We start from the raw sequence: 24,947 nt of genomic DNA on the forward strand, positions 1-24,947 counted from the left end.
GATCTAGCTGTCGATCGCGAGGCGCCATTTGACGACGGTTTCCGCCGGCTCATGGTTTCCCAGAATGACGATTTGCTGCGCGCGGTGCTGGCGGCCGTCGAAGAAGCTGACACTGTCCTCGAGGCGCACCGGGTAATGGCAGGTGAAACGCCAGCCACGGCCGCGCGGCGGCTTCACGATCACTTCGCCGCCGCCCGCGACCATTGAGGCACTGATATCCGGATACAGATGAAAGCGCACCGAAAACGGCTGCGAGCCTGCGCCTGAGAGTTTGTCTTCGCCGCGGATATCGCTGCCGCTGGCATCCAGATAAATGCTGCGGGTGTGCATCAGCCCGGCGGGACGCAGATAGCCGTCGTGGGTCATTTCGATCAGCCGTGCGCCTTCGTGATCGCGGCGCTGGACGTCGGCCTGCGTTACCGCACCGGCGTCGCGTGCGCCGACAATCAGGGCGCTGTGCGCGGCGGTAGAGGAAAGCGCCTCAAGCCACCCGGCGCGCTGCGCATCGGCGGCAAGACGCATGCCGCAGTTGCCGATCAGGCGGACTTTGCCGGCGCTCAGCTCGAAACTGGCGGGTGCGTGAAACGGCGCGTCTGCGGAAAGCGTACGCCCGCAGTCGCAGATCAGTGTCGTCTGCCCGGCGCGGAGGCGGTGAAACCCGGTGTGCGGCGCGCTCGCCATGGCCCGGCCCTTGCTGCCGGATGCCGCGATCACGGCATCGATCAGCGCGCCGGTGTCCGCCGTTGCGCCGGCGATCAGGGCGAAGCCGCCATCCGCATGTTGCAGCGCCTTGATAAACGGGACCATGCGGTCGAGGGCGGAAATCAGGCCCGTCGGCGGTTCTATATGATGGCCGCTGAGCGCGTCGCGGATTTCCGTCAGGATGGCCAGCACGGCCAGGGCGCGGGCCGGGGCGCGTTCGATATGACCGCCGTCGCCGGCAATCTGCCGCTCCACATCCTGACCCAGCTCGCTCAGGCGTTTTGCCAGGGTGCCTTCCAGTTCCGGCAGGGCAATGGCGGCATTGATGCGCGCCTGATGCACGAGAAACCGCCGCCACGGTGCGGTGTCGATGTTGCGAACCCGGTTCAGATGCAGGGCGCTTCTGAGAATCTCCGTCGCCCATGCGGCGCGGTCGGCGGGGTCGATGCCGATGCTGATGGCGTCATAAACCGTCAGCCAGCGCGTGAGTCGCTCGGCCAGAATATCGGCTCGCCAGGCATCGGGGGACCAGCGCCGGTGCCGGGCAATCCATGCGTCGATGGCCGGCCAGATGTCCGCCGGGTTGGCCTGGGCGGCGTCGAGGCCGCGAAAATTGTCGTCCATGACAGGGGCGTGGGCGGCGCTTTGTTTCGGTGCGGCAAGCATGTCAGCAGGCCAAGCCGATTTTGCGCCGAGGCCATGCAGGCCCTTGGGGGCGCGGATACTGGACGGAGCCCTCGACGGCAACAGCCAATCATAGATTGCCGAGCCGAAAATCAGTGTACGCAGCCGCTCGGGCATCACGTCAAACATTCAGCCTGTTGCTCCCCATCATCACGCCCAGGCGGACAGTGCGGCGGTATTTTGTCAAATCAAAGGCACGTTTCAAGTCAAGCTGCGTGAAGTCACGAACGGCGGACAAGTCTGGCGGCGAAGAAACCGTCCATGCCGCCGGCGTCGGCCAGATGACACGGCAGCGTGCGCAGATCGCCCTCCGCCGTCAGGGCTTCGGCAAAGCCGCCGATGTCCGCCGCGCTCAGGGGCGCGCGTTCAAAGCCGGGCGTCTTCGCCAGAAAAGCCCGGATGACGTCGAGGCCTTCTTCGGGTTGCAAAGAACAGGTGGCGTAAAGCAGCGTGCCGCCGATGCGCACCATCCCTGCGGCGGCGTCCATAAGCGTGGTCTGTACGCCGGAAAGCTTGGCAATGTCCTCAGGGGTCTTCAGGTAGGCGATATCCGGGTGACGGCGCAGTGTGCCGGTCGACGAACACGGCGCGTCGAGCACGACAAAATCGGCAGGCGCCTTCGGCGCCCAGGTGCGGGCGTCCGCCGCCACGGTTTCCGCGACAAGTCCGGTGCGTTCAAGATTCTCCGTGAGCCGGGCGAGGCGCTTTTCGGAAATATCCAGCGCCGTTACCTGCGCCCCGGCATTGGCCAGTTCCATGGTCTTGCCGCCGGGGGCGGCGCACAGGTCGATGACATTCTTGCCCGCAACGTCACCCAGAAGCCCGATCACCAGCCGTGCGGCAGCGTCCTGTACCCACCACGTACCGTCATCGAAGCCGGCCAGCGCGCTTACGTCGGCGGCTTCCGAAAGGCGGACCGTACCGCCGAGAATGACCGTGCCGCCCAGTTTTTCCGCCCACGCGGCGGCGTCCGATTTGACCGTCAGGTCGACGGGCGGCGTCTGCAGGTGCATGGCGGCGATGGCATCGGCGCGATCGCGGCCATAGGCTTCGACCCAGCTTGTGCGTAACCAGTCCGGTGTGTTGAGCCGGGCGGCATCCTGTGCATCCAGCATCGCCGCGCCTTCGCGCTGCAGACGGCGCATCACGGCGTTGACGAGTTTGGCGAACGGCACCTGGCCGACGGTACGGCACAGATCGACCGTGGTGGCGACGGCGGCGTGATCGGCGGTCACCGAGAACAGCAATTGCGCGACGCCGATGCGCAACACGTCATAGACGGGCCGTGCCTTACGCGGCAGCGGATCCCTGACGCAGTGCGCGATCAGATCGTCGATCTGTCCCAGGCGCCTGAGTGCGGTGCGCGCCAGATACGCCGCGAAGGCTCTGTCCGAGCCCTTGAGGACAGCATACGCCCGGGCCGAACCCATCGCGTCGTCGAGGGCTTTTTTCCGCTTCAGGACATCTTGCAGAATCTCGAACGCGGCCAGCCGCGACATCAGCGGGTCGGGGTCATGAAGGTCGGCGGGATCGGGCATGCTTTATCCTGGCTTTATTCCGGTCGGGCGTTTCGTTGCAGTGAAGGTGGCCACTCATAGGCCGCCGGGCGTGGTGCAGCAAAGAAAAATATATTACATAGTAAATTTGTATTTACATTGTATAAAACAAGTTTATAAAGTGAATATATTGTAATGAACAAATTAAAAGTGTTTATTATAATATAATGTTAATATTAACAGTGAGATAGAAATGGTTATCCATACATCCGATGCACTCAATGCGCGCTTCGCAACGCAATCGGCTCAGGACATCGTCGGCGTGGCGGTCACCGAGCTGTTCCCCGAGCGCATTGCCCTGGTCTCGTCTTTCGGCACGGAATCCGCGGTTCTTCTGCACATGATCGCCCGCATCGACCGGGCCACCCCTGTGTTGTTTCTCGATACCCTGAAGCATTTCAATGAAACGCTCGACTATCGTGATCGCCTGATCGCCCGGTTGCGCCTGGAAGACGTGCGCAGCATACGGCCGGCCACGAGCGATATCATCGCCCGGGACCCGGACGGCATGTTGTGGGCGCGCGATGCGGATGCCTGCTGCGATCTCCGGAAAACCCGGCCGCTGGCCGATGAAATCATGCGTTTCAAGGCGCTGTTTACCGGCCGCAAGCGCCATCATGGCGATACCCGGGCGCGGCTTGATTTTTTCGAAGACGACGGTGCGCGCATCAAGGTCAACCCGCTGGTGCACTGGCACGCCGGGGATGTCGGTGCTTATCTTGAAAAGCACGGTTTACCGGCCCACCCGCTCAGGGATCAGGGCTATCCCAGCGTCGGTTGCGCGGTTTGCACGTCCAGGGTCTCGGCAGGCGAGGATTTTCGCGCCGGGCGCTGGCGCGGCAGCGGCAAGGTCGAATGCGGGCTGCATAAAAGTCAGGACGGCAGTTGATACGCCACGCCGGCAACACCTTCCCTCATTGAATATACGGGGCATCCTTGCTTCTGCAGTTTGTGCTTGGCCCCGGATGCGTTAGAAAGATGATCCCACACCATGACCGATATCGGATTACGACGATTGAATAACCTGCAGCGCCTCGAATCGGAATCGATCCACATTCTTCGTGAAGTGGCCGCTTCGTTCGAGCGTCCGGTGTTGATGTATTCCATCGGCAAGGATTCGTCGGTGCTTTTGCATCTGGCGATGAAGGCGTTTCATCCCGCCAAGCCGCCGTTCGCACTGTTGCACGTCGACACCACATGGAAGTTCCGCGAGATGATCGCCTTTCGCGACCGGCGGGTGCGCGAACTGGGCCTCGATCTGATCGTGCATGTCAACGAGGACGGCGTGAAACGCGGCATCTCGCCGGTGGCCAGCGGGGCGGGCGTACACACCGACGTGATGAAGACCGAAGCGCTGAAGCAGGCCTTGGGCCTGCACAAGGTTGACTGCGCCATCGGCGGCGCACGGCGTGACGAGGAGAAATCCCGCGCCAAGGAACGCGTCATGTCGTTCCGCGATGCCAACCATGCCTGGGATCCGCGCCGGCAGCGGCCGGAACTGTGGAACCTCTATAACTGCCGGGTCGGCCCGGGCGAAAGCGTGCGCGCGTTTCCGCTGTCGAACTGGACCGAACTTGATGTGTGGCGCTATATCAAGCTTGAGGGCATTCCCGTGGTGCCGCTTTACTTCGCCGCCGAGCGCCCGGTCGTCGAGCGCGACGGGCAGTTGATCATGGCCGACGACGCACGGTTGGAACTGGCGCCGGGCGAGGAAATCCGCACCGAGAAAATTCGCTTCCGCACGCTCGGCTGTTATCCCTTGAGCGCCGCCGTGCGCTCGGACGCCGCCGATATCGACGGTATCATCGCCGAAACGCTGTCGTCCAGATCCTCGGAGCGCCAGGGACGGATCATCGATCATGATCAGACGGCCTCGATGGAAAAGAAAAAGCGCGAGGGGTATTTCTGATGGGTGCCGGGAACCACGACGTGGCGGATGACAAAGGCCAGCTCCGGTTTCTCACCTGCGGCAGCGTCGATGACGGCAAGTCGACACTGATCGGCCGCTTGCTGCATGACGCCGAACTGCTGGCCGACGATCAGTCGGCGGCGCTGGCTGCCGATTCGAAACGCTTCGGTACGGTCAAGGACGGTGTCGACTACGCGTTGCTCGTCGACGGGCTTGAGGCCGAACGCGAACAGGGCATTACCATCGATGTCGCGTACCGGTATTTCCAGACCCCGGCGCGCAGCTTCATCGTCGCCGACACGCCGGGCCACGAACAGTATACCCGCAACATGGCGACCGGGGCATCGACCGCCGATCTTGCCGTGATCCTGGTCGACGCCAGAAAGGGCATCCTGCCACAGACGCGCCGCCACAGTTTCATCGCGCATCTGCTCGGCATTCGTCATGTTCTGCTGTGCGTCAATAAAATGGATCTGGTCGGCTACGCCGAAGATGTCTTCACGGGCATTGAAAACGACTTCCGGGCGTTCACCGCTACGCTCGATTTCGTCTCCGTGACGGCATTGCCGGCATCGGCGCTCAAGGGCGACAATATTACCGCTAAAAGCAGCGCAATGCCGTGGTTCAAGGGTAAATGCGTGCTCGACTATCTGGAAACCGTGCAGGTCGGTGCAGGAAAAAGCACTGCCGGGGCGCGTCTACCTGTGCAATGGGTGTGCCGCCCGGACGGTGATTTCAGGGGTTTCGCCGGGACCGTTTCCGGGGCCCAGCTGCACACCGGTGACGCCGTGGTGATCGAACCGGACGGCGTCGCAAGCACGGTTTCAGGCCTCGAAACCCTTGACGGGCCGCTCGCGTCGGCGGTCCCCGGACAGGCCGTCATGCTGACCCTCGCCGACGATGTCGACGTCGCCCGCGGCCACGTCATCCGCCACGCCGAAAGCCCGATGCAGTGCGCCGATCAGGTGCAGGCGCATCTGATCTGGATGTCCGCCGCAGCAATGATTCCGGGCCGCCACTACGCCATCAAGCTGGCTGCCGGCAGCGCGCGGGCGTGGATCAGCGATCTGAAATATAAGATCAATGTCAATACGTTGGAACATGTTGCTGTAAAAACACTGCAGCTGAACGATGTTGCCGTCTGCAACCTCAGCTTCGATCGGCGGATTGCCGTCGATGCCTACAAGGATAACCGCGAAACCGGCGCATTCATCCTGATCGACCGCGACAGTAATGAAACCGTCGGCGCCGGGATGATCGACTTCGCGCTCATGCGGGCGACCAACCTGACGCGCCAGAAACTCAGTCTCGACAAGCAGTTGCGCGCCGAGGCCAAGCATCAGACGCCGGCCGTGCTGTGGTTTACCGGTCTTTCGGGCGCGGGCAAGTCGACTGTCGCCAATCTGGTGGATCAGAAACTGCATCGCGCCGGACGGCATACCTACATGCTCGACGGCGACAACGTGCGCCATGGCCTGAACCGCGATCTGGGCTTCACCGATGCCGACCGGGTCGAGAATATCCGTCGCATCGCCGAGGTTGCGAAACTTTTCGTCGATGCAGGCATGATCGTTCTGGTGTCGGCGATTTCGCCGTTCCGCAGCGACCGCGACATGGCCAGGGAGCTGATGCAGACGGGAGAGTTCTTCGAAATCCACGTCGATGCCAGTCTGGCGACATGCGAAGCCCGCGATCCGAAAGGCCTGTATGCCCGCGCCCGCAAGGGCGAGATCGCGAATTTCACCGGTATTTCGTCCCCGTACGAGGCACCGCCCCATCCGGAACTAAGGATCGATACGGACGCGCTCGCCCCGGAAGCGGCGGCGGACCGGATCGTCGCGCTGCTGGACGGCAAAGGCTTCTAGCGGATCCGAAGCTACGCCCTGTCGCCGATCTGGGCTAGCCCCAGGGACGGCCTATGCTGCCGGCCAGTTCGCGCAGCTTTTGCACACGGTTGGCGGTTTTCGGGTGGGTCGAGAATAAGCTGTCGGCGGCGCGCGCATGCAACGGATTGACGATGAACATATGCGCCGTTGCCGGGTTGTCTTCGGCGACGTCGTTGTCGATCGATTGCGCGCCCTGCTCCAGTTTCTGCAAAGCGCTGGCCAGCCACATCGGATTGCCGCAGATTTCCGCCCCGCCGGCATCGGCGCCGTACTCGCGGGTTCTGGAAATCGCCATTTGCACCAGCATCGCGGCGACGGGCGCCAGGATCATGACGAGGATGGTCCCGAGTATACCAAGCGGATTGTTGCGGTTGCCGCCGAAGAACAGGGCGAAGTTGGCCAGCATCGAGAGTGCCCCGGCAACGGTTGCGGTCACCGTCATGATCAGGGTGTCGCGATTTTTGACGTGTGCCAGTTCGTGCGCCATGACGCCGGCGATCTCCTCGTGGCTGAGGATTTTCAAAAGCCCGGTGGTCGCGGCGACGGCGGCGTGATCGGGATTGCGCCCGGTGGCGAACGCGTTCGGCTGATTGTTTTCAATGATATAGACTTTTGGCATCGGCAGCCCGGCCTTGACGGCGAGCTGTTTGACGATGCCATAAAGGCCCGGCGCGGTTTCCGCCGTGACTGCGCGCGCGTTGTACATGCGCAGCACCAGCTGATCCGCGTTCCAGTAGGCGAAAAAGTTCATGACGACGGCGATCACCAACGCGATCATCATGCCGCCTTCGCCGGCCAGCAGATATCCGGCCCCCATAAACAGTGCGGTCAGGCCGGCCAGCAGGATCGAAGTCTTCAGCCAATTCATGGGTGAAACGCCTCCATACGTTTCAGGCGCGGCTTGAAGCCACCGCCTGTATGAATTATCTCAGGATAGCAGCAATTCAATCCCAGCAGCGGAAATGACGGAAATTTAATCATGGCCGACGAGACACGCGATAAGCCGAACGCCCCGCAATCTGCGGCTAAAGCGGACCCCAAAATCGCGCCCGCCACCCCCGCCGCTTCGCAAACCGGAGAAACCGGCGGCCCCGAAGGTCCAGAGCCGACGCGTTACGGTGACTGGGAAAAAAAAGGCCGCTGCATCGATTTCTGAGCCGGGATTGCGGAAACTTTTCGCCCCCCACCGCCGCCTTTTCGGGAGTTGTCAGATTGCGGTCATTACAAGACCGCATTATCATTGCTGATAGTTGACGATTGCGCCGGCCTTTGGGGGCGGTGAAACATAAAATTTACGTGTCGTGTAACGTTTCTCGGGGGCGGGGGCATTGCCTTTTTCAGCGGTGATGTTTCCCTGTTGCGGTAATGGGTCTATTTGCCAGCATTCTTAAAAGTTTCATGCCCGGCGGGCGGCGGCGGAAGAAAAAACGTCGTGGTGCCGTCAGTGCCGGCGGCGGCTTTCGGCCGTCGGAAGCCGGCAGTGATGGCAAGGTCATGCTGGCCGAACTTTTCGGCTCCGGCGGCAAGGAAATCACCGAACGTCTGGCCGGGATGCTGTCCACCGAGTCGGCGGTGCAAACCGTCTTTGCCGGGAAGGCATTGAAGAAAAATCTGCGCGTCGGCCTGATCGAACGACTGCTGCTCGCCGAGGAAGAAGGCCGTAACTGGCTTGAGGAAGAATCCGCGGATTTGCTGATCTGGGGTGACATGGAAGAACTGGGCACCGTCGCAAGACTGCATTTCCTGGCGCTGGGCAGTGTGCAGGACGGCCAGCCGGGGACCTTCGGCATGACCGATACGCTGGACCTGCCGGTCCCGCTGCCCGATGACGCCGGCGCCATTGTGCGCGCCGCGACCCTTGCCGCACTTTTGCCGGTGAGCCGGGGCGCGCGGCGGACCCTCGCCGAACAGCTGGTCACGCATCTTGGTGACGCAGGTAAAATCCTCGACAATTTACCCAAGGACATGCCCCAGGACTGCCTGATTGCCATCCACAATACGCTCGGCAATGCCTATGCGACGAGTTTTCGCTTTGGCAACAAAAAGGCGCTGAGCGATGCGATGCAGCACTACGAGGCCGCCGACAAACTCATCGATCCGCAGAAAATCCCGATCACCTGGGCGGTGATCAATACGCATCTTGGTCTGGTTCAGGAAGCGGCGGCGAAAGTCGACCGCAGCGCCGACACACTGATGAATGCGATCAAGCGCTATGACGGTGTCGCCAAGACGTTGAGCCGCGATACGCACGGCAACGACTGGGCGCTGGCACACATGCGGCGCGCCATGGCGTACTATAAGCTGGCGCAGCTGCAACCGGTGCAGGCACAGGCACACCTGAAGACATCCGCCGGCGCGTTCGAAGAAGCTCTCACCGTCTATGATCGGTCGAAATCGCCGAACCGCTGGGCCGAAGTGATGAACCACTACGGTGTTGCGCAGATGGCGCTGGGTGGGCATGGCAAGGCGGAAGCGATCCTGCAGCAGTCCATCGTCACGTTCCGCAAGGCCCTTGAAGTCCGCAAACGCGAAACGCAGCCGGTGCTGTGGGCGCAGACGGCAAATAATCTGGGTGCGGCATGCTTTGCCCTGGCCAAGCAGACCAAGGAAGAATACCTCCTCGAAGAAGCCGCTTATTATTTTCAGGGCGCTGTGCAGATATACCGAAAAGCGCGCGGCCAGAAGAAAAAGGCCGAGGTCATCGCCAAGAACCTGATGCGTGTTCAGCAACTGCTCAGCGAAGACGCGGCTTAAAAAAAAGGAGGGCCTACGGCCCCCCTTGGTGTTTTCGTATCTGGTGTTTTGCTCAGCTCTGTTTGTTTTGTCTGTTGTCAACGAGATCATCGACGACCGCCGGATCGGCGAGGGTCGAGGTATCGCCGAGGTTCGAGAAATCGTCTTCCGCGATCTTGCGCAGAATGCGGCGCATGATCTTGCCGGAACGGGTTTTCGGCAGACCGGGTGACCACTGCAGCCAGTCCGGCGAAGCGATCGGGCCGATTTCCTTGCGCACCCACTGCACCAGTTCCTTTTTCAGCGCGTCGCTGGCCTCAACCCCGGCGTTGAGGGTGACATAGGCATAAATACCCTGCCCTTTGATGTCATGCGGTGCACCGACCACGGCGGCCTCGGCGACGTCATGGTGGGCGACCAGTGCGCTTTCGACTTCGGCCGTTCCCATGCGGTGACCGCTGACGTTGATCACGTCATCGACGCGCCCGGTGATCCAGTAATACCCGTCCTCGTCACGGCGGCAGCCGTCCCCGGTGAAGTATTTGCCGTGATAGGTCGAGAAGTAGGTTTGCTCGAAGCGCTCGTGATCGCCATAGACCGAGCGCATTTGCCCCGGCCAGCTGTCGATGATGCAGAGGTTCCCCTCGGTCGCGCCCTCAAGCACGCCGCCCTCGTTATCGACGAGCTGCGGCTGAATGCCGAAGAACGGTTTCGTTGCCGAGCCGGGTTTCAGATCGATGGCGCCCGGCAACGGCGTAATCAGGATGCCGCCGGTTTCCGTCTGCCACCAGGTATCGACGATAGGGCAGCGCGAATCGCCGACGACACGATAATACCATTCCCATGCTTCAGGGTTGATCGGCTCGCCGACCGAACCCAGCAGGCGCAACGACTTCCTGGACGTCTTGGTGACCGGGTCGTCGCCTTCGCGCATCAGCGCGCGGATCGCCGTTGGGGCGGTATAGAAGATGTTGACGTTGTGCTTGTCGCAGACATCCCAGAAACGCGACATCGACGGATAGTTCGGCACGCCCTCGAACATCAGCGTCGTCGCGCCGTTGGCAAGCGGGCCATAGACGATATAGCTGTGACCGGTGACCCAGCCCACGTCCGCCGTGCACCAGTAAATTTCACCGTCGTGATAATCGAACACGTATTGGTGTGTCATCGACGCATAGACCATGTAGCCGCCGGTGGTATGCAGCACGCCTTTCGGTGCGCCCGTGGACCCTGAGGTGTACAGGATGAACATCGGATCTTCGGCGTTCATTTCTTCAGGTTCGCAAACCGGATCCGCAGCCGTGCAGACGTCCTCGTACCAGACGTCGCGGCCGTCCTGCATGTTGACGTCGCCGCCGGTGCGCTTGACGACGATCACGGTGTCGACCGAAGGGCAGTCTTTGAGCGCGGCATCGGTGTTGGCTTTCAGCGGAATCTTGCGGCCGCCGCGAATGCCTTCATCGGCGGTGATGACGCAGTTGGAATCGCAGCCCTTGATGCGCGCCGAGAGACTGTCCGGCGAAAACCCGCCGAAGACGATGGAATGGATGGCGCCGATCCGCGTGCAGGCCAGCATGGCGACGGCGGCTTCGACGACCATCGGCATATACAGGGTTACGCGGTCGCCCTTTTTGACGCCGCGTGTCTTCATGGCGTTGGCAAGGCGGCAGACGCGCTCATGCAGGTCCTTGTAGGTAACGTGCTCGTCATCGGTCGGCTCGTCGCCTTCCCAGATGATGGCGGTCTGATCGCCGCGTTTTTCAAGATGCCGGTCGAGGCAGTTCACCGAGGCGTTCAGGGTACCGTCGTAAAACCATTTAATGGTGACGCCGGGCGTGTTGTAGTTTACGTCCTTGACCTTGGTGTATGGCTTGATCCAGTCAAGCCGCTTGCCGTGCTCGGCCCAGAAACCCTCGTTATCCTCAACCGAGGCCTTATACATCTCTTCGTACTTGGCTTTGTCGATGAGTGCGTTTTTGGCGAACTCGGCGGGAACCGGGTGTAAGTGAACTTCGCTCATGGTGTGCCTCTCCCTGCTCTGATGCGTTTGTGTTTTCGCGTGCGGGATTAGTCCCGCTTGGGGCCGATTATCGGCAAAGAACGGTTATATGCCAAGGGGGCTTGGCATCTTAACGGCTTGCCCGTCAGGTGCTTTACAAGCCGGCGGCTGTTTCGGTTACGGGGCGAGATATACGTCGCCCCCGCGCACCTCGGCATTGATCTGGGTCAAATGATCGCCGTAACACGGACCGTCGATGCATTCGCCATCCTCGATCTTGAACAATGCCGCATGGGTCGAACAGATAATGTATTCCTTGTCGTGTGTCAGGAATTGTCCGGGCGTGAAATCGAGCGGCGCGCCGATGTGCGGGCATTCGTTCTCATAGACATAGACGGAACCGTTCTTGCGGATCGCCATCACGGCGATCTTCTTTTCGCCGAGCTCGGCGACAAACGCGGCGGAACCGTCTTCGGGAATGTCGTCGACGGCGCAAAGCCGGATATCGCTCATGCCTTGACCCCGCCCAGATTGCAAATGATCTTCCACGAAGCCGCATCGATCGGCATGACCGAAAGGCGGGACTGCTTGAGCAGCGGCAATTCGGCAAGGCGCGGATCGGCCTTGATCTCGGCCAACGTCACCGGGTTCGGCACCGGTTTCACGGTCTTGAAGTCGACCATGCCGAAGCGGCCGGACGCATCCGACGGGTCCGGGTAATATTCCTTGCAGACCTCGACGATGCCGACGATGCGCTTTTCGTTCACCGAGTGATAAAAAAACGCCCTGTCACCCAGTTTCATCGCCTTCATGTTGTTGGCGGCCTGATAGTTGCGCACGCCGTCCCAGTGCTCGGTGCCTTTTTTGACCTGATCGTCCCAGGACCATGAGCCGGGTTCGGTTTTGACGAGCCAGTATTTCATCGTGATTGTCTCCGTGCCTCCGTGGATATCGTGCGGATTATTCGAACGTCAGCGGCCGGTCCATGAGCATTGCGATCGCGGTGTCGATGTCGCGGCCCTGATGAATGATGGCGTGCACGGCAGTGCAGATCGGCATGTCGATGCCGAGTTTTGCGGCAAGCTCGACGACGGAAACGGCGCTGGCGACCCCTTCGGTGACGGCAACGCGTTCGGACAGAATCTCCTCGGGAGTTTTGCCCTGCCCCAATGCATGGCCGAAGGAAAAGTTTCGCGACTGCATGGCGTTGCAGGTCAGCACCAGGTCGCCGAGCCCGGCCAGGCCCATCATGGTTTCCGTTGTCGCCCCCTTGGCGTGCCCGAGACGGACCATCTCCGCCAGGCCGCGCGTGATCAGCGCGGCGCGTGCATTGTCGCCAAGCCCCCTGCCCCCGACGATGCCACACGCAATCGCCAGCACATTCTTGACGGCGCCGCCGATTTCCGCGCCGACGATATCCGTCGACTGATAGAGCCGGAACATCTTGCTTGCCAGCGTGTCGACCAGTTGCCTGCCGAGCGCTTCGTCGGCACTGGCCAGCGTCAACGCGACCGGTAGCGAACGCGCCACTTCGGCAGCGAACGACGGACCGGACAGCACGGCGATGGGATGGGTCGGCAGGGTTTCCTCGGCGATCTCGCTCATCAGTGCCAGCGAGCCCTGCTCGATCCCCTTGGCGGCGAGCACCACCGGCGTGTCCTTGGGCAGTATCCCGGCAAGATCGCCAGCAGTGGCGCGCAGGAACTGTGCCGGTACCACAAGAATGACGGCTTCGGCATCCGTGACGGCTTCGGCAAGATCGCTGCTGGCCAGAATACCGTCCGGCAGCACGATGTCCTTCAGGTAAACAGGGTTGCCTTGGCCGGCGTTGATGGACTCAGCGACTTCGGTTTCGCGGGCATAAAGCCGGGTCGCGCATCCGGCACGGCGGCTGGCGGCGGCCAACGCCGTTCCCCACGCACCCGCACCGATGACCGAGATGTTTTTCATGCGTTCATTTGCCATGGGACATTTGTAGGCGAAGCGCCCGGGGCTGTCACCTGCCCCAATTACCTAATCGAAGCGCTTAAGCCTTCACCCCGGCGAAAGCGGCGGCGGGGGCATCGGGATCCAGCGGCCAGCGCGGCCGGGCCTTGAAGTCGAGCGGATCGGTATGTCCCAGGCGGAACCGCTCGAGCCCGGCCCAGGCGATCATGGCGCCGTTGTCGGTGCACAGTGCCGGCGCCGGTTTCACCAGTTTCATGCCGGCCTTGTCACAGAGTTTGGCGAGTGCCGTGCCAATCGCGGTATTGGCGGCGACACCGCCGGCGACGACAAGAGTGGTGATTTCAGGGTGCTTGTCGCGGGCCATTTCAATGGCGTTTTTGGTGCGCGCCACCAGTGTATCCGCGACGGCCTGCTGGAACGATGCGGCAAGATCGGGGGCGGCGTCTTCGAGCGGACGGTCCAGTGTTTCCACCGCGCGCCGCACACTGGTCTTGAGACCCGAGAACGAGAAATCGCAGCCCGGCCGGTGTGCCATCGGACGCGGGAAATCGAATTTTTGCGGATCGCCGCCTTCGGCGGCTTTTTCGATCAGCGGGCCACCGGGATAACCGAGCCCGAGCATTTTGGCGGATTTGTCAAAGGCTTCGCCCGCCGCGTCGTCGATGGTCGTGCCCAACCGCGTGTATTTGCCGACCCCTTCGACGATCAAAAGCTGACAATGCCCGCCGGACACCAAAAGCAAAAGATATGGAAACGCGACATCATCGGTCAGCCGCACGGTCAGCGCATGGCCCTCCAGATGATTGACGGCGACGAACGGCTTGCCGGTTGCCAGCGCAATCGCCTTGGCAGACATGGCGCCGACCAGCACACCGCCGATCAGGCCCGGGCCGGTCGTCGCTGCGATACAATCGAGATCGCTGAAGTCCAGCCCCGCGTCCTGCATCGCCTGGGCAATAACGTGATCGGTCTTTTCCAGATGCGCGCGCGCGGCGACTTCCGGCACGACACCGCCATACGGGCGGTGATCGTCGATCTGCGACAGCACGACGTTGGATAGGATGCGGCGCGCATCGTCGACGACGGCGGCCGCCGTTTCGTCACAACTGGTTTCGATCCCCAAAACAATCACGTCAAAGCCCTTTCGCTCGGCGGGGCGGGACTTTACTCTCGGGCGCAGCCGACGCCAAGGGTGCGCGGCAATGGAATTACTACAGTGATGCTATCATGACCGAACAACCGCGCAGACTGATAATAGGCACCCGTTCCAGCCCGTTGGCCATGGTGCAGACCGAAACCGCGGCGGCGGCGTTGCGCGCCGCTCATCCGCAACTGGCCGAAGACGGACGGCTGGTCATCGATGCGGTCAAGACAACCGGCGATCTGGTGCTCGACCGGCCGCTGTCGGAAATCGGCGGCAAGGGGCTGTTCACCAAGGAACTGGACCGTGCCCTGATGGACAGGCGTATCGACCTCGCCGTGCATTCCATGAAGGACCTGGAAACCTGGCTGCCCGATGGTATGGCCATCGGTTGCGTGTTGCCGCGCGCCGATGTGCGCGATGCCCTGATCAGCCTCAAGGCGCCGACGCTGAACGAACTGGCACCGGGCTCAAAGATAGGCACGGCATCGATCCGCAGGAAGGCGCAACTGATGTACATGCGCCCGGACCTCGAAATCGGCGTCATTCGCGGTAACGTGCAGACACGGCTGGCGAAGCTTGAAGCCGGTGAATTCGATGCCACGTTTCTGGCACTGGCCGGGCTCGACCGGCTGGGCCGCCGCGACCTGGCGACGGAGATCATCTCGCCCGATGTTTTCCTGCCGGCCTGTGCGCAGGGCGCCATCGGCATCACCTGCCGCGCAGACGATACGCAGACACGCGAATATCTGGCGGCCCTCAATGATGTCGACTCGCATACCGCTGTGGCCTGCGAACGCGCCATGCTGGATGCGCTGGACGGCTCGTGCCGCACGCCGATCGCAGGTCTGGCATTGATCTCAGACGGGCAGATCCGCCTGAAAGGCATGATTTTCCGTCCCGACGGCTCGGAAGTGCTGACCACCGAGCGGTCCGGCCCCGTCAGCGATGCCGTGGTAATGGGCCGCGACGCGGGCGAAGAACTGCGCCGCCGTGCCGGGCCCGGGTTTTTCGACGAGTCCCTGTAATGCCCCGGCTGTTGCTGACGCGCCCCGCCGATGACGCCGAGACGCTTGTGGTGCGTTTGCGCGAGATGGGAGTCGACAGTCTTGTCGCGCCTTTGCTGGAAATCGAATATTTCAACGGCCCGCCGCTTGATGTCGACGGCGTACAGGGGTTTCTGCTGACCAGCGCCAACGGCGTCCGCGCCCTCGCGCGGAGAACGGAGAGGCGCGATATCCCCTGCTATGCGGTCGGCGACGCGACGGCCCGCCAGGCGGCGGAACAAGGATTTGAATCCGTGCAAAGCGCCGACGGCGACGTCGATGATCTGGCCCGGCTTGTCGGTGAAGAATGCACCTCCGAGGCAGGGGCCTTGCTGCATGCCGCAGGCACGGTCAGCGCCGGGGATTTGGCGGCGCTGCTGGCGCCGGTGGGCTTCAATGTCCGCCGCGAGCGATTATATGAAGCAAGGACGGTGGATCGTCTGGCGAAGACGGCGCAAGATGCGATTGAACATGGTGATCTGGACGGTGTCGTGCTGTATTCGCCAAGGACGGCCCGGCACTTCGTCAAGCTGGTGGCGGAAGCGGGGCTTTCTGCGGCGCTTGGCGGCCTGACCCTTTTCGCATTGTCGGAAAATGTCGACCAGGCGGCGGCCGGGACCTGGGCAGAACGTATTGTCGCAGCGCATCCTGATCAGGAATCCTTGCTGGACGCGGTCCGGACTTGTTACTACTGAGAGGCGCCGACGAGGCGAACAGAGAGGGATAACGCATGGCTGAGCCATCGGATCCGGCGAAACCGTCGGAAAAAAAGCCCGCGAAGGCGGCGAGCGATATGAAAAAGGCCGCAGATACCAAGAATGCTCCCGCAAAAGAGCCGGAGAAAGCGCCTGGGAAAGCGACTGGGAAAGCGGCAGCTGACGCCAAGGCCGACGATCAGGCTAGCGATCAGACGGGTACGAAATCAAGCTCCGTGCCGAGCGGCAGCGGCAAACCAGCAGCATCGCAGGCCCAAACCGAAAGCTCGGGCAGCGGTGGGCGCGGCTTATTTTATCTGTTGGTGATCATTGTCCTTCTGGGCGGCGGCGCATATGTGACCCGCGATGTTTGGCTGGCCGAGGTGGAGCCGTATCTGGCGGATCTGCCCGGGTTCGGCGGCAGTGAAAGCAATGCCGTCGCTGACAATCAGCCGAGCCCGGTCGATATGTTGAGCGCACGCCTGGCGACGCTCGAAAAGTCGCTCGCCCAATCCAGTGATGCCGCCGGCTCAGTCGATGCCGTGATGAGTGCGCTCAAGGAAGAAAAGGCGCGCACCAAGGCGGAACTCGACAAGGCGCTGGCCCGTATTGACGATCTCGAAAACAGGCTGGCCGAAGTCCGTTCCCTGGCCAGTGCGGTGACGTCGAGTTCGGGTGCCGAGGTCGATCTGGCGCCAATCCTGTCGCGTATCGACGGGCTTGAAGAAAAAGACCGCGAAACCAGCGGCGAAGTCCGGGCGTTGAGCGAGCAGGTTCAGACCATCTCATCAAAAGGGCCGGGCTCAGCCGGTTCCGGCATTGTTCTGGCGGTCGCGCAGCTGCGTGACGCCGCTCTTTCCGGGCATCCCTATGCGGCACAACTGGACGCGCTCAAATCCGTCGCCGCGGGCAATACGGATATCATTGCCGCCGCCAGCCGACTTGCCGGTGGGGCGGACCGGGGCTTGCCGACGGTCGATGGCCTGCAGACGAAATTTTCGGCGATCGCCGGTGACATCGTTGCGCAGGCACGGGTCGCTGGTGGTGACTGGCTGGGACAGGCGGCAGGGCGGCTTTCGGCACTGGTGTCGTTGCGACGCACCGACGGCGGTTCCGGTAATCCGGTCGAGGATGCTGTGGCCAAAATCGAACAGGACCTGGCGGCACGCGACATGGCATCCGTCGTGAAAACCGGCGATGCCCTGGCCGACACGCTCGAAGGGGAGGCAAAGTCGACCTTTGAGCCATGGCTGCTCGATGCCAAGGCGCGGGCGACGGCGGAACGCGCACTGGATGCCATGCATTCATCCGCGCTGGCGGCGCTTGAAGGATGATCAACAGGAAGGACAGTTAAGCCATGTGGCGTTGGATATTCTTCCTGACCGGGTTGTGTCTCGTCGTTGTCGGCGTTGTCTGGTTCGTGCAGAACCCGGGCGATGTGAGCCTGCAGTGGCAAGGCTGGCGACTGGATACGTCCGTCGGCGTAATGATGGCGGCGGTTCTGCTGTTCGCCGCTCTGACAGCGGCGATTTACCGGTTTTGGCGGTTTTTGCGCGCCGTGCCGGGCGAGATCGGCTCGGCAATGAAAGAGCGCCGCAAGCGTAAGGGCTATACGGCACTTTCCAGCGGCATGGTCGCTGTCGCCGCGGGCGATGCGTCGGAAGCGCGCCGTCATGCCCGCCGCGCCGAAGCTCTTTTGAGTGAATCGGCACCGCTGACGCGGCTGTTGTCGGCGCAATCGGCGCAACTGGACGGCGATGAAAAAGCCGCCGAGCGGTTTTTCACGGAAATGCTGGACGATCCGGAAACAAAGTTTCTCGGGCTGCGCGGCTTGCTGACACAGGCGGTCAAGGCAGGAAACAAGGGCCGGGCGTTGGAACTGGCGCAATCCGCCTATCGATTGCAGCCAAAAAGCGAATGGGTGGCAGCCACCCTGTTTGATCTGCAATCGGGCAGCGGTTCATGGCTTAACGCCGCCGATACCAATGACGACATGGCGCGCAAACGCCTCCTGGCCAGGCCAGAAGCGGATCGCCGCCGCGCCGTCATTGCGTTTGAATTGGCTCGTGAAGCGGAAGCTTCCGCGAACGGGGCGCAGGCCATGAAACAATTGAAATCCGCCTGCGATCTGGCGCCCGACCTGATCCCGGCGTGCGTTGCGTTGATGCGCCGGTATGTGGCGGATGGCCAGCACCGTAAGGCGGTCGCGCTGGGTGAAAAAATATGGGCCAAGACGCCGCACCCGGATCTGCTGGACCCCTATTGGGAAGCCCGCAAGGCGCCGGACGGGCTTGTCCGGGTCAAGGCCAGTGAGAAGTTGGCATCCATCAATCCGGACCACGCGGAAAGTCACATCGCACTGGCCCGTGCCGCGCTTGGTGCCGAGCTGTGGGGCGAGGCGCGTAAGCATCTGCAGGTTGCCGGCGCCGGGGGCGGTCTTGAGCCGCAGGCGCGCATCTGCCGGATGATGGCCGAGCTTGAAGAACGCGAAAACGGCGATCTGACCAAGGCCCGCGAATGGCTGGTGCGTTCCGGCAGTGCGCCCGAGGACGAAAAATGGGTGTGTTCCGAATGCGGCAATGCCGTCGAGGTGTGGACGGCGCACTGCGGCAACTGCAATGCCTTCGACAGCTATGCCTGGCGTAAGCCGACACATATATCCGGTCTGCCCAAGCCTGTGACCGGCGCTGCCGGTCCTGCGGCGATGCATGTACATCCGACGTCCGGCACGGCGCTGGCTCCGAGCGACCCGGCAGCCGTGGTGACTTCCAAGACGTGAACGCGTCCCCGTCCGCTGCGATCCGAACATACCGTGCGTTCATGGCCGATGAGAGCGCGGCCCAGCGCCTTCGGAACGCCGCACGTGCCTGTGTAATCGCGGGTTTGTCGGCGACCCGCTCTCCGACACGGGGTTCCGGGTGGATACGGTTTCCCTATTACCACCACGTCTTCGATGACGAACGCGCAGGCTTCGAGCGGCAGCTCCGCTACTTCAGGAATATCGGCGAGATCATCGGTATCGATGACGCCGTCGCCATGATGACCGGCGGCACGCCGATCGACGGCCGTTATCTGTGCATCACGTTCGATGACGGCTTCAAGAACTGGATCGAAAACGCGGTGCCGATTCTGGTCGGGCAACAGGCCGTCGCGGCTTTCTTCGTCGCCACCGGTTATATCGGCACGGATGTCGAACGTGATCTGGAGAGGCTTTTGGCGTTTTACGACAATGACGGTCGGCTCATGGAATTTCTGAACTGGGACGATTGCCGTGCCATGACCGAAGCCGGCATGACCATCGGCTCGCACAGCGAAGGACACGTGCACCTCAAGGATCTCAGCGATGACGCAGTGATGGGAGAGCTGACTCGTTCCCGCAGCATCATCGAACGCGAAACCGGCAAGCCGTGCCTGCATTTCTGTTGCCCGTTCGGTCGCGAAGGCATCGATTACGACCGGGATCGCCATCCTGAAATGGCCGCCGCGGCGGGCTATGTGTCTTTTCTGACCGGACATCGCGGCGATAACCGTGCCGGGACATCGCCGTTCGATATCCACCGCGATCACCTGCTCGCGAACTGGGGCAATTATCAGCTCCGTTATTTTCTGGGGGCCTAGCATGACGGATACCGCGAAGGGGACGTTGCGCACCGCAAGCATCGACGACGCTCCGGCGATCACTGATTTTCTGGCCGCGCTCGGGCTGGTCATGCCGGATGGCCCCGAAGCAGTGATCCGGCATTGGCGGGGGCTTTGGGTGGATAATCCGGCCCTTTCCCATCATGCCAGGGACGTGGCGCTCGGCTGGGTGCTGGAAGACGGCGGCGCCATCAAGGGTTTTTTCGGCAATATTCCGCAGGTTTCCTGGCAGGGCGACACGCCGGTGTTGATCTCCAGCGCGCGGGCCTGGGCCGTCGATCCCGGATACAGAACGGAAACGCCCCGGTTATGTGAAGCGTTCTTCGGCCAGACGAATGTAGACGTCGTGCTGATCTCGTCGGCGAATCCGCCGGCCGGCAAGCGCTGCCTGGCCTATGGCGGCGCAAAAATGCCGCAACCGGGCTATGCGGATATTCTGTATTGGGTGGTCGATGCGCCGGGATTCCTGAAGGCGGCGTTCCGCAAGAAGGGACGCGGCAATTTCATGGCCGGCCTGCTCGGGCTGCTGGGTTCGGTGCCGCTCGATTTCTCGATGCGGATCGCCGGCAGGCGGCCCTACGGGGCGCTCGACAAGATCACCCCGGTCGGGGTCAGTGCCATTGATGACGCTTTCGACAATCTCTGGACACGCAGGAAAAAGCAGCTTGCCGATGTCCTGCTGGCCAGCCGCGATGCAGAAACCCTGAAGTGGTATTTTTCGCTGGGTGCGGCCAGCGATGAGGTGCGCTTCCTGCGCTATGACGACGACGGCATGTTGAAAGGCTATGCGGTGCTGGTGCGCGAGGATGCGCCTGCAATCGGCCTGAAGCGGATGAAGATCGCCGACATCTTTATCGACGGTGACGATCCGAAAGTGCTGCAGGCCCTGCTGGCGGGCGCCTATGAATACGCCATAGCAAAACGCTGCCATGTGCTGGAACTGATCGGTCTGCCCGAAGGCTTGCGCGCCGAAGCCATGAAAACCAAGCCGATGTCCAGACCGATGGCGACATTCCCGTTTTTTTACAAGGCAATGAGCGGGGAAATGGCGGCTCGGCTCGGCGATCCCGCGGCCTGGTACGTGACCGCCTATGACGGCGATACATCGCTGATTTAAGTTATGAAATAGCTGTTTCTCGACAACTGCTTTTGACAACATTTTGCGTGTTTTTTTGACGGGTAACGGATTTTTGGCTTGTCCTGAAACGGCCCGTTGATTATTAGGGGGCGCAGTGCCGCCTTAGCTCAGTTGGTAGAGCATCGCATTCGTAGTTTTAAATTGCGTCTCTGAGGGGAAACTCTTGGATGAAAACCCATCAAATTCGGGGAAACCTGTAAAATGGCAATCCCGAGCGAAGCCCGAAAGGGAACGTGTAGAGACTTGACGGTGGGCGCCTAATCCAGCCATTTCGACTGGTATGGCGAAGAGAAAGTCCAGGCCACAAACGCCCGTTGGGCGGCAACGAAAGTTGTAGCTGGTATGAATGCGGGGGTCGGGTGTTCAAGTCACCCAGGCGGCACCATTTCTCCTCCTCCACGATCATCCCCGGGCAAAGAAAAACCCCGATGCAGGCACCGGGGTCTTCCGTCGTTTTCTTTGCTGCGCGCGATGATTATTCGCGGTTACCGAACAGGTGCAGCAGCATCATGAACATGTTGATGAAGTCGAGATATAGAGACAACGCACCCATGACGCTTTTCTTGGTCATGGTATCGGCGCTGTCGCCTTCGTAGTACATCGACTTGATGCGTTGCGTGTCATACGCGGTCAGGCCGGCGAAGATCAGCACGCCGATCACCGAGATCGCAAAGTCCATGGCCGAACTGGCCAGGAACATGTTGACGACCATGGCGATGACCAGGCCGATCAGGCCCATCACCAGGAACGAGCCGAAACCGGTCAGATCGCGTTTTGTGGTGTAGCCGTACAGGCTGAGGCCTGCGAAGGCGCCGGCGGTGATGAAGAATACACGTGCAATTGACGCATCCGTGTAGGCGATGAAGATCGTCGACAACGACAGGCCCATGACCGAGGCAAAAGCCCAGAACATCAACTGCGTCGCCGATGCGCTCAGTTTGTTGATGCCGAAGCTCAGCACCATCACGAACGCCAGCGGTGCCAGCATTACGACCCACGCCAGACCGGTGCCGAAAATCGCCTGCATGATCGCCGGCTGCGTTGATACCACATAGGCCATCAGGCCGGTAATGGCCACGCCCAGGGTCATGTAGTTGTAGACCCCCAGCATGTACTTGCGCAGACCCATATCGATCGAGGCGTCGTACGCCTGCGAATGGGTCATCCGCCCGGTGCGGGCACCGAAACGGTTATTGGGTCCGAGAGCCATTTGTAACTCCTGTCAGTCAGAATATTAGTACTGTTCTAAAATAGGGTAGGAGGGGCCTTGTTTGCAACTCATACCCCCAATCCTTACGAAAATTTCATCTTCGCCGGGGATTGCAAAAGTTCTTTATTTTCAGTCATTTCGAAGATACGGGGCGGTTTTCAGTCCGAGTATCCGCCACGACCCGGCAAGTCCCAGAACAATTGTTGCTGAAAGCGCCAGCGTCAGCGTCGCCAAGGCCTCGCGGGCCAGCCATGTCCAGTCGAGATGCATCAGGAACGCCGTCACTGCCCATGCCGCCAGTGTGCCGACCGCAAAGGCGCACAGCGCCGTGATGATGCCGAGTGCGCCGTATTCAAGCACGAAAGCCAGGGCGATGCGTTTTCGCGTCGCGCCGAGCACCTTGAAAACCACGGCGTCGAAGCGCCGGCGTTGCTGTCCCGCCGCGAGAGCGCCGGCAAGGACGATGGCACCGGCAATGACGGTCAGCCCGGCGACGGCACGAATGGCAATGCTGATTCCGGCCATCAGATCACGCGCGGCGGCCAGGGCTTCACGGACATGGATCGCCGAAACATTGTCGAAAGCGTCGGTGACGGCTTTTTCCAGCGGTGCTTCGGCGGCTTCGCTGGCGCGGACGGCGGCGATATGTGTATGCGGCGCGCCTTCGAGAACGCCCGGCGACAACACCACGGCGAAGTCGAACCTGAGAGATTGCCAGTCGATATCTCGCAACGAGGCGATCTTAGCCGTGATGCGGCGACCGAGAATGTTCAGTGTCAGTGTATCGCCGAGCCCGACGCCGAACCCCTTGGCCAGACCGTCATCGAGCGAAATCAGCGGTGGGCCGGTATAGTCTGCGGGCCACCATGCGCCGGCGACGATGTCCATGTCGGGTTTCTTCGCCGCCGCCGATGTCAGCGCACGGTCGCCACGGACCGCCCACTGGCTTTCCGGCGCGATGGCGGCTTCGTTGACCGGTGTGCCGTTTATCTCGACGATGCGTCCGCGGACCACCGGTTCGCGCCTGAGGTCGCTGGTGCCCTCTACGCCACTCACGATGCGGTCGAAGTCGGCGACCTGACCGGGCTGAATATCGATGAAGAAATAGGCCGGCGCCTCTTTCGGCAGACGTTCGTCGATCTGGCGCGTGATGTTGCCTTCGATTTGCACCACCGCGACCAACACCGCGAGACCAAGGCCGAGCGACAGAATCACGCCCGACGTTGCCGCACCGGGCCGGTGCATATTGGCGATGACAAGTCGGGCCATGGCGTTTTTCGGATGCAATTGCCGGCTGAGACGGATCAGGATTATGCCTGCGAGCCGGAGCAGGGCCACAGTGGCAAGTGCGCCCAACACGAACCATAGTGCAAACCATTTGTCGGTAGCACTGAGGAACACGAGCCCTATCAGCAGCGCGATGCCGATGCCGATCCACAGCAGATAAATGCGCCTGGGCGTTGCCGCGAGCGGTTCCGCCTGGGCACGGAACAGGTCGCGTGCGGGGACTTCGCGGGCCCGGCCGAGCGGCCACAACGCCGCCGTGATCGCCGTCAGCAGCCCAAAGGCGGCGGCGATGACGAGGGCTTCCGCATGCCAGCCGAGCACAGGACGGACCGGCAGCAGGTCGGCGATGGCATACAGGGATAGGGCAGGCAGAATTACCCCGGCGAGCAGTCCGACACTCACGGCCAGTCCTGAAAGTGCCAGGACCTGCAGCAGATAAACCTGCACGATCAGTCCGGCGGGGGCGCCCAGGCATTTGAGCGTGGCGATGGTGCGGCTTTTGCTTTCAAGATAGGCGCTGACGGCCCGGGCAATGCCGACACCGCCGACCAGCAGCACCGTATAGCCGACGAAGCCCATGAACAGGGTCAGGCGTTCGATGAACCGGCGCACGCCGGGGGCGGCTTCGTTGGCGGCACGGACGCGCCACCCGGCATCGGGGAAAGCATCCGTCAAGGCCGCGCGCCAAGACGTCGGATCGATGCCCGCTTCGAAAAGAATGCGGTAATAATAGCGGATCAGGCTGCCCGGCTGGACCAGCCCGGTGGCGTCGAGGTCGGCTTTGGCGATCATCACGCGCGGGCCGTAATTGATAACGCTTGTAACCCGGTCCGGTTCCGATTTGATCACGGCCCCGACGTGGAACTGCGCCTTGCCGATCTTAAGGATGCCGCCTTCGGCGATGCCGAGTTTCGACAGCAGGTTGGCATCGACCAGAGCGCCGGGCAGTCCGCCCTTGCCGGCGAACATTGCCTCGCGGGGTAAGGCCGGGGCGAGTTCCATTTCCCCGACGAGCGGATAGACATCATCGACGGCCTTCAGCTCGACCAGGGTGCGCGACGCATTGTCGGCGGTCGAGGCCATGGCCCTGAGCCGTATGGTTTCGGAAAGCTTCGTGCTGTTGGCGGCGAGCCAGGCGCGCTCGTCCGGACCGGCCGCGCGGTGTACCAGGCGCATCTCCATGTCGCCGCCGAGCAGCTTTCGGGCATCCGCCTCGAGACCGCCGACAACCGCGTTGGAAGTCCAGCCGACGGCGGTGATCGCTGCAACGCCCAGGGAAAGGCACAGCATGAATACGCGGAAACCGGCGAGGCCGCCGCGCAGTTCGCGCCCGGCGATGCGCCATGCGAGTGAGAGTGAAAGTTTTCCGGACACC

General features: G+C 61.8%; 21 protein-coding genes. 11 read left to right on the forward strand and 10 right to left on the reverse strand.

The window, feature by feature from the left end; genetic code table 11:
- Positions 1–3: 3 nt before the first annotated feature.
- Positions 4–1,515 (reverse strand): heparinase II/III family protein, encoded by a 1,512-nt coding sequence (locus L2D14_02680; GenBank protein WNK00341.1) that lies wholly within the window; start codon positions 1,513–1,515, stop codon positions 4–6.
- Between the two features lie 92 nt (positions 1,516–1,607).
- Complete coding sequence (gene rsmB / locus L2D14_02685) at positions 1,608–2,924, reverse strand: 16S rRNA (cytosine(967)-C(5))-methyltransferase RsmB (GenBank protein ID WNK00342.1); 1,317 nt, start codon at positions 2,922–2,924, stop codon at positions 1,608–1,610.
- Positions 2,925–3,135: 211 nt separating this feature from the next.
- On the opposite strand from rsmB, the gene L2D14_02690 reads away from it, so the two are divergent.
- From L2D14_02690 to cysN, 3 genes are all read left to right on the forward strand, one after another.
- The gene (locus L2D14_02690) at positions 3,136–3,831 is read left to right on the forward strand and encodes a phosphoadenylyl-sulfate reductase (GenBank protein ID WNK00343.1); all 696 of its coding nucleotides are present in this window, start codon (positions 3,136–3,138) and stop codon (positions 3,829–3,831) included.
- Between the two features lie 126 nt (positions 3,832–3,957).
- Entirely contained in the window at positions 3,958–4,851 is an 894-nt protein-coding gene (gene cysD, locus L2D14_02695; protein ID WNK01637.1) for a sulfate adenylyltransferase subunit CysD, read from the forward strand.
- The gene (gene cysN, locus L2D14_02700) at positions 4,851–6,716 is read left to right on the forward strand and encodes a sulfate adenylyltransferase subunit CysN (GenBank protein WNK00344.1); all 1,866 of its coding nucleotides are present in this window, start codon (positions 4,851–4,853) and stop codon (positions 6,714–6,716) included. Before cysD ends, cysN begins: the two co-directional genes overlap by 1 nt.
- A gap of 34 nt (positions 6,717–6,750) precedes the next feature.
- Here the strand turns inward: cysN and htpX are convergent, their stop codons facing one another.
- Positions 6,751–7,605: a zinc metalloprotease HtpX gene (gene htpX / locus L2D14_02705; protein ID WNK00345.1), complete on the reverse strand. Its 855-nt coding sequence runs from the start codon at positions 7,603–7,605 to the stop codon at positions 6,751–6,753.
- 111 nt (positions 7,606–7,716) lie between these two features.
- On the opposite strand from htpX, the gene L2D14_02710 reads away from it, so the two are divergent.
- Positions 7,717–7,893 (forward strand): DUF1674 domain-containing protein, encoded by a 177-nt coding sequence (locus L2D14_02710; GenBank protein WNK00346.1) that lies wholly within the window; start codon positions 7,717–7,719, stop codon positions 7,891–7,893.
- 209 nt (positions 7,894–8,102) lie between these two features.
- Positions 8,103–9,491 carry a tetratricopeptide repeat protein gene (locus tag L2D14_02715; protein ID WNK00347.1) on the forward strand — a complete coding sequence of 463 codons (1,389 nt, stop codon included), beginning with the start codon at positions 8,103–8,105 and terminating at the stop codon, positions 9,489–9,491.
- 52 nt (positions 9,492–9,543) lie between these two features.
- Here the strand turns inward: L2D14_02715 and acs are convergent, their stop codons facing one another.
- The 5 genes from acs to tsaD form a co-directional block, all read right to left on the reverse strand.
- A complete protein-coding gene (gene acs / locus L2D14_02720) occupies positions 9,544–11,490 on the reverse strand; it encodes an acetate--CoA ligase (protein ID WNK00348.1) in 1,947 nt (648 codons plus the stop codon).
- A gap of 156 nt (positions 11,491–11,646) precedes the next feature.
- Complete coding sequence (locus L2D14_02725) at positions 11,647–11,982, reverse strand: Rieske (2Fe-2S) protein (protein ID WNK00349.1); 336 nt, start codon at positions 11,980–11,982, stop codon at positions 11,647–11,649.
- On the reverse strand, positions 11,979–12,392 hold the full coding sequence (locus tag L2D14_02730; protein ID WNK00350.1) for an EVE domain-containing protein: 414 nt from the start codon (positions 12,390–12,392) through the stop codon (positions 11,979–11,981). The genes L2D14_02725 and L2D14_02730 overlap by 4 nt, the downstream gene beginning before the upstream one ends.
- A 37-nt stretch (positions 12,393–12,429) precedes the next feature.
- Positions 12,430–13,434: an NAD(P)H-dependent glycerol-3-phosphate dehydrogenase gene (locus L2D14_02735; GenBank protein WNK00351.1), complete on the reverse strand. Its 1,005-nt coding sequence runs from the start codon at positions 13,432–13,434 to the stop codon at positions 12,430–12,432.
- Positions 13,435–13,495: 61 nt separating this feature from the next.
- Positions 13,496–14,548: a tRNA (adenosine(37)-N6)-threonylcarbamoyltransferase complex transferase subunit TsaD gene (gene tsaD / locus L2D14_02740; GenBank protein ID WNK00352.1), complete on the reverse strand. Its 1,053-nt coding sequence runs from the start codon at positions 14,546–14,548 to the stop codon at positions 13,496–13,498.
- 95 nt (positions 14,549–14,643) lie between these two features.
- Here tsaD and hemC point away from each other — a divergent pair, with 95 nt between their 5' ends.
- Genes hemC through L2D14_02770 form a run of 6 tightly spaced genes read left to right on the forward strand, consistent with a single transcriptional unit; the run spans position 14,644 to position 21,054 of the window.
- Positions 14,644–15,585, forward strand: a complete 942-nt coding sequence (hemC, locus tag L2D14_02745) for a hydroxymethylbilane synthase (GenBank protein ID WNK00353.1) — start codon at positions 14,644–14,646, stop codon at positions 15,583–15,585.
- Positions 15,585–16,298, forward strand: coding sequence for a uroporphyrinogen-III synthase (locus L2D14_02750; GenBank protein ID WNK00354.1), 714 nt, complete (start codon positions 15,585–15,587; stop codon positions 16,296–16,298). The genes hemC and L2D14_02750 overlap by 1 nt, the downstream gene beginning before the upstream one ends.
- Before the next feature lie 35 nt (positions 16,299–16,333).
- Positions 16,334–17,632 carry a hypothetical protein gene (locus tag L2D14_02755; GenBank protein WNK00355.1) on the forward strand — a complete coding sequence of 433 codons (1,299 nt, stop codon included), beginning with the start codon at positions 16,334–16,336 and terminating at the stop codon, positions 17,630–17,632.
- Between the two features lie 23 nt (positions 17,633–17,655).
- Entirely contained in the window at positions 17,656–19,077 is a 1,422-nt protein-coding gene (locus L2D14_02760) for a heme biosynthesis HemY N-terminal domain-containing protein (protein ID WNK00356.1), read from the forward strand.
- Entirely contained in the window at positions 19,074–19,916 is an 843-nt protein-coding gene (locus tag L2D14_02765; protein ID WNK00357.1) for a polysaccharide deacetylase family protein, read from the forward strand. Before L2D14_02760 ends, L2D14_02765 begins: the two co-directional genes overlap by 4 nt.
- 1 nt (position 19,917) lies before the next feature.
- A complete protein-coding gene (locus L2D14_02770) occupies positions 19,918–21,054 on the forward strand; it encodes a hypothetical protein (protein ID WNK00358.1) in 1,137 nt (378 codons plus the stop codon).
- Positions 21,055–21,550: 496 nt separating this feature from the next.
- On the opposite strand, the gene L2D14_02775 is transcribed toward L2D14_02770, so the two are convergent.
- On the reverse strand, positions 21,551–22,240 hold the full coding sequence (locus tag L2D14_02775; protein WNK01638.1) for a Bax inhibitor-1/YccA family protein: 690 nt from the start codon (positions 22,238–22,240) through the stop codon (positions 21,551–21,553).
- A gap of 174 nt (positions 22,241–22,414) precedes the next feature.
- Positions 22,415–24,946, reverse strand: coding sequence for an FtsX-like permease family protein (locus tag L2D14_02780; GenBank protein WNK00359.1), 2,532 nt, complete (start codon positions 24,944–24,946; stop codon positions 22,415–22,417).
- Position 24,947: the final 1 nt, after the last annotated feature.

The organism is Thalassospiraceae bacterium LMO-JJ14, assembly GCA_021555105.2.
In the GTDB taxonomy this organism is placed as follows: Bacteria; Pseudomonadota; Alphaproteobacteria; order Rhodospirillales; family Casp-alpha2; genus UBA4479.

Coding starts and splice junctions, on each gene's coding strand:
- L2D14_02715 (WNK00347.1), top strand. CDS start 8,103: ATGGGTCTATTTGCCAGCATTCTTAAAAGTTTCATGCCCGGCGGGCGG.
- htpX (WNK00345.1), bottom strand. CDS start 7,605: ATGAATTGGCTGAAGACTTCGATCCTGCTGGCCGGCCTGACCGCACTG.
- L2D14_02735 (WNK00351.1), bottom strand. CDS start 13,434: ATGGCAAATGAACGCATGAAAAACATCTCGGTCATCGGTGCGGGTGCG.
- L2D14_02775 (WNK01638.1), bottom strand. CDS start 22,240: ATGACCCATTCGCAGGCGTACGACGCCTCGATCGATATGGGTCTGCGC.
- acs (WNK00348.1), bottom strand. CDS start 11,490: ATGAGCGAAGTTCACTTACACCCGGTTCCCGCCGAGTTCGCCAAAAAC.
- rsmB (WNK00342.1), bottom strand. CDS start 2,924: ATGCCCGATCCCGCCGACCTTCATGACCCCGACCCGCTGATGTCGCGG.
- hemC (WNK00353.1), top strand. CDS start 14,644: ATGACCGAACAACCGCGCAGACTGATAATAGGCACCCGTTCCAGCCCG.
- L2D14_02755 (WNK00355.1), top strand. CDS start 16,334: ATGGCTGAGCCATCGGATCCGGCGAAACCGTCGGAAAAAAAGCCCGCG.
- L2D14_02760 (WNK00356.1), top strand. CDS start 17,656: ATGTGGCGTTGGATATTCTTCCTGACCGGGTTGTGTCTCGTCGTTGTC.
- L2D14_02690 (WNK00343.1), top strand. CDS start 3,136: ATGGTTATCCATACATCCGATGCACTCAATGCGCGCTTCGCAACGCAA.
- L2D14_02710 (WNK00346.1), top strand. CDS start 7,717: ATGGCCGACGAGACACGCGATAAGCCGAACGCCCCGCAATCTGCGGCT.
- L2D14_02730 (WNK00350.1), bottom strand. CDS start 12,392: ATGAAATACTGGCTCGTCAAAACCGAACCCGGCTCATGGTCCTGGGAC.
- L2D14_02680 (WNK00341.1), bottom strand. CDS start 1,515: ATGTTTGACGTGATGCCCGAGCGGCTGCGTACACTGATTTTCGGCTCG.
- cysN (WNK00344.1), top strand. CDS start 4,851: ATGGGTGCCGGGAACCACGACGTGGCGGATGACAAAGGCCAGCTCCGG.
- L2D14_02750 (WNK00354.1), top strand. CDS start 15,585: ATGCCCCGGCTGTTGCTGACGCGCCCCGCCGATGACGCCGAGACGCTT.
- L2D14_02770 (WNK00358.1), top strand. CDS start 19,918: ATGACGGATACCGCGAAGGGGACGTTGCGCACCGCAAGCATCGACGAC.
- L2D14_02725 (WNK00349.1), bottom strand. CDS start 11,982: ATGAGCGATATCCGGCTTTGCGCCGTCGACGACATTCCCGAAGACGGT.